Below are 4,072 nucleotides of genomic sequence, written 5' to 3'. Positions count from 1 at the left end.
GCACAGGCACACGTCATCAGACGGACGGAAATGCCCTTTTAAGCCCTTCAATAAAAATGAAGGTGAATGACTGGACGAAGCCTAAAGAGGGCATGGGCCCTATAAAAATTTCGTACAGTGGGGTAAAAAACCGGCTGGGGCCTCTCGCGTAAAAAAAATTCCCTAAATGAAATTTCCGAAATGGGGTTCTTTCTGGATTTGACTTCAAAAAAAAACGAGAAGGGAGGGGGTGTTATGGCGAGGCCGCGTCAACCGATTGACTTATTGCTGTACAAGGGAAATAAGAATCTGACCAAGCAAGAAATTGAGGAACGGCAGGCAGCCGAGATAAAAGCGCCATCTGATAAAATACGAGCTCCATCATATTTGCCGAAAGACTTGCGCCGAGATTTTAAAAAGATTTCGGACGAGTTAATAGCGATTGGGATCATGTCCAATTTGGACGTGGATGCACTTTGTCGCTATCTGATTTCCAGAAAGCTATACCTTCAGGTGACAAATGAACTGTTGAATCGCAGCCCGATCGTCCAGTATGAAAAAGGCGAAGACGATAGTGTTGACGGCGAGCTGATTCCGGGTACAACAACGGTGGAAATATTCAGCAGCGTGTATGCAGACCTTACGCTTAATCAGGACAAGTTTTTCAAGCAGTGCCGTCAAGCTGCGAGTGACTTGGGGCTCACCATTTCTTCCAGGTGTAAATTGGTTGTACCGAAGAAAGAAGAAAAGGAGCCATCCGAGTTTGAGGAAAGGTTCGGGGATGTCTAGTGATCAAGCAATATTTGATCGACTATTCCCGAGATGTTATTGACGGGCATGTCGTAGCGTGTCAAAAGCACATATGGGCTTGTATGCGATTCCTAAAGGATATCGGGCGGGAGAACACTTCTGATTTTCCTTACGTTTTCGATGAAGACAAAGCCATGCGTTTTTTTGAGTGGATGAACCTATTTCGTCATACGAAAGGGCCACTTCAAGGGCAGAGGATCGTTCCACATGATATTCAGTACTTCATTTTCGGGAATATCTACGGATGGGTTCATGTGGACACAGGGTTTCGGCGGTTCAGATATGCCTATTGGCAAGTCGGTCGTAAAAACGCTAAGTCCCAAAGCTTGGGTGTCGTGGCTTCATATGAAACTGCGGCAATGGGCGAGGGGATGGCCGAGGTTTATTGTGCTGCTACAAAAAAAGACCAGGCTAAGATTGTTTGGAATGAAACCAAGGTTATGATTGAACGGTGTCCAGAACTACGGAGCAAGTTCAAAACCACTTATGGAGTCATTCGTCATCCTAAAAGCGAATCCATCATGAAGCCTCTCAGCAAAGAAGATGGCAAAAAGGGTGATGGTTACAACCCACAATGCGGTATCGTGGATGAATATCATGCCCATGAAACAACCGAAATGTATGACGTTATTGATTCAGGGATGATTTCACGTACTCAGCCACTTATGATGATCATCACAACGGCCGGAGAAAACTTAAACAGCCCTTGTTACCGTATCGAATACGAGATGGTTTCTCGCCTTCTGGACCCGAACGATGAGGGCACAGAGAACGATGACTATTTTGCCATGGTCAATGAGCTGGATAAGGACGAAGACGGGAATTTGATTGATGACATTTCAGATGAGAAGGTTTGGGAAAAAGCTAATCCTATAGCTGCATCCCATGAAGTGGGCAGGGCGAGCATACGCAAAAGGTTGAAAAACGCTCTCAATGCTCCTGAGAAAATGGATGACTTCCTGACCAAAAACATGGACGTTTGGGTCAATGGTGGCGAGAAAAAATACATGCGTATGGATGCATGGGCTGCTTGTGGAACAAATGAAACTGTTGATGTTAAAGGTTTAGAGGCATATGTAGGCGTAGATATGTCCATGAAAACGGACCTTTCTTCCGCTGTCTTTGAATTCAGATTACCCGATGGGCAATACCTTATCAGGCAGCGTTCTTTTATTCCTGGGGATACCTTGGAGCGGAAAAAGAAAACGGACAAAGTGCCGTATGACTTATGGATTAAAAAGGGATGGCTCGAAGTGATTCCAGGACCGGTTGTAGATCAGACGTATATTGAAAACTGGATCGTCAAAGCATCCGAGGAATGGGATTGCACGATTAAGGAAGTGTGCTATGACCCATACCAAGCCACGCAGTTTGCTATTAAGATGTCTGAACGTGGTTATGAGATTGTAGAGATCCGGCAAGGGATTCAAACGCTTTCTGAACCGATTAAGGGGTTCAGGGAGTTAGTCCTTCAAAAGAAAATTGTTCATGAGAAAGATCAGCTATTGACCTGGGCAATGAGCAATGCAGTTTTAAAGGTTGATCAAAAGGAAAACGTACTGTTGGATAAAGCCAAGTCTACGAATCGGATTGACCCGGTTGCGGCTACCATTGATGCCCATGTACGTGCGATCTTCTCTGAACCGAAAATGGATGTTTCGGAGTTCGCAAATGACGACATGTTGAAACAATTGTGGGGTGAGTAAATTTGAATAGGATCGTGACGTTCCTGCGCGACTTTGCGGAGGATTATTTGGTGTTGCTTGGTGTGCTACTTATTAACCTGGCAACCTATCGGATTAGCGTTACGGCGGGACTGTACTGCACAGGCGCTTTCTGCTTGGTTGCGGGTGTCCTGGTGGCCTTTATGGCGAGATTACCACCGCGCCGGACAGGGGGTGATTAATAGATGTTCTTTAGGAAAGTGCTTGAACAACGCAGCTTACCATCCGAAGTTGGACTGAATGACCGGAGGTTCCTTGAAATGCTGGGGATTGATCCGGCTGGATCTGCTGTGCGTGGTAAAGGTGCGATGAAAATCGAAACAGTGTACACATGCATTAAAATTCTATCCGAAACTGTGGCAAAATTGCCGCTAAAGATATACCAATCGGATGAAAATGACATCACAAAAGGCACAAATCATTACCTTTATCCACTTCTGAAGCTGCAACCCAATCCGTTAATGTCATCCATTAACTTTCTCAAGGCTCTTGAAGCTTCCAGGGCATTTGGGAATGCCTATGCCAATATTGAATTTGATAAGCGAACAGGCAGAGTGGTTGCTTTGTGGCCCTTGGATCGGGAAAAGGTGACTGTGATTGTGGACGATATCGGCCTGCTAAATACTCAAACCAAACTGTGGTATCAGGTTAATGCAGGCGGGGAACTGAGGAAGATTCCAGCCCATGAAATGTTGCATTTTATCGGAGATATTACGTTAGACGGACTAGTTGGCGTTCCGAAAATGGAGTATTTACGAAGCACAGTCGAGAATGCCGCTTCAGCTGGGAAATTCATCAACAACTTTTATCGGAACGGGTTGCAGACAAAGGGCCTTATCCAATACACCGGAACAATGGACGAACCGGCTAAGAAAGTATTCAAAGAAAACTTTGAATCCATGTCTTCTGGTTTGAAAAACAGTCATCGGATTTCGTTGTTGCCTTTTGGATATCAATTTACGCCAATCAGCATGAGTATGACGGATGCGCAATTCTTAGAAAATACAGAATTGACCATCCGGCAGCTGGCTGCTGCTTTTGGTATTAAGATGCATCAACTTAATGATTTGGACCGTGCAACGCACAACAATAACGAGCAGCAACAACAGCAATTCTACACAGATACCATGCTACCGATCTTGACCACGTATGAACAGGAGATTACCCGGAAACTATTTCTGGACCGTGAAATTGAAGATGGGTATTTCGTAAGGTTCAATGTGGATGCCGTGCTGCGAGCAGACTTTAAAACGCGGATGGACGCCTTGGACAAGGCTGTGAAGGGCAGCATCATGTCTCCTGATGAGGCAAGGGCTAAAGAAAACCTCCCGCCGATGCCGGGCGGTGATAGGTTATACGCAAACGGCAATGTGATCCCGCTCGAAAATGCAGGTATTCAGTATAAGAAGGGGGGTGAGGGAACTGGAAAAGACAATGCCAAAGCTGACAAAGGAGACAAGAGCGCTTCCGGTGGCTCTGGAAATTAGAGCCGATGAAGAAAACGGGCAAAGAACTATTACCGGGGCGATCAAGTACGATACAGACTCGAATGAAATGCG

Annotated in this window: 4 protein-coding genes; all 4 read left to right on the top strand. The window is 45.6% G+C overall.

Features of this window, described 5'->3' with window-relative positions; translation table 11 throughout:
- Positions 1–234: 234 nt before the first annotated feature.
- From HP552_RS00580 to HP552_RS00565, 4 genes are read left to right on the top strand one after another with little or no spacing between them, the layout of a single operon-like run.
- Positions 235–768, top strand: a complete 534-nt coding sequence (locus HP552_RS00580; RefSeq protein WP_175393844.1) for a phage terminase small subunit P27 family — start codon at positions 235–237, stop codon at positions 766–768.
- Positions 768–2,495, top strand: coding sequence for a terminase large subunit (locus tag HP552_RS00575; protein ID WP_312884178.1), 1,728 nt, complete (start codon positions 768–770; stop codon positions 2,493–2,495). Before HP552_RS00580 ends, HP552_RS00575 begins: the two co-directional genes overlap by 1 nt.
- Positions 2,496–2,497: 2 nt before the next feature.
- Positions 2,498–2,695 (top strand): hypothetical protein, encoded by a 198-nt coding sequence (locus HP552_RS00570; RefSeq protein ID WP_175393843.1) that lies wholly within the window; start codon positions 2,498–2,500, stop codon positions 2,693–2,695.
- 3 nt (positions 2,696–2,698) lie between these two features.
- Positions 2,699–4,000 (top strand): phage portal protein, encoded by a 1,302-nt coding sequence (locus HP552_RS00565; protein WP_175393842.1) that lies wholly within the window; start codon positions 2,699–2,701, stop codon positions 3,998–4,000.
- Positions 4,001–4,072: the final 72 nt, after the last annotated feature.

This window comes from Paenibacillus xylanilyticus, assembly GCF_013359935.1.
Lineage (GTDB): Bacteria > Bacillota > Bacilli > Paenibacillales > Paenibacillaceae > Paenibacillus > Paenibacillus xylanilyticus.
Note: the sequence above shows the minus strand (reverse complement) of the source record. Positions and strands in the feature narration are given on the sequence as shown.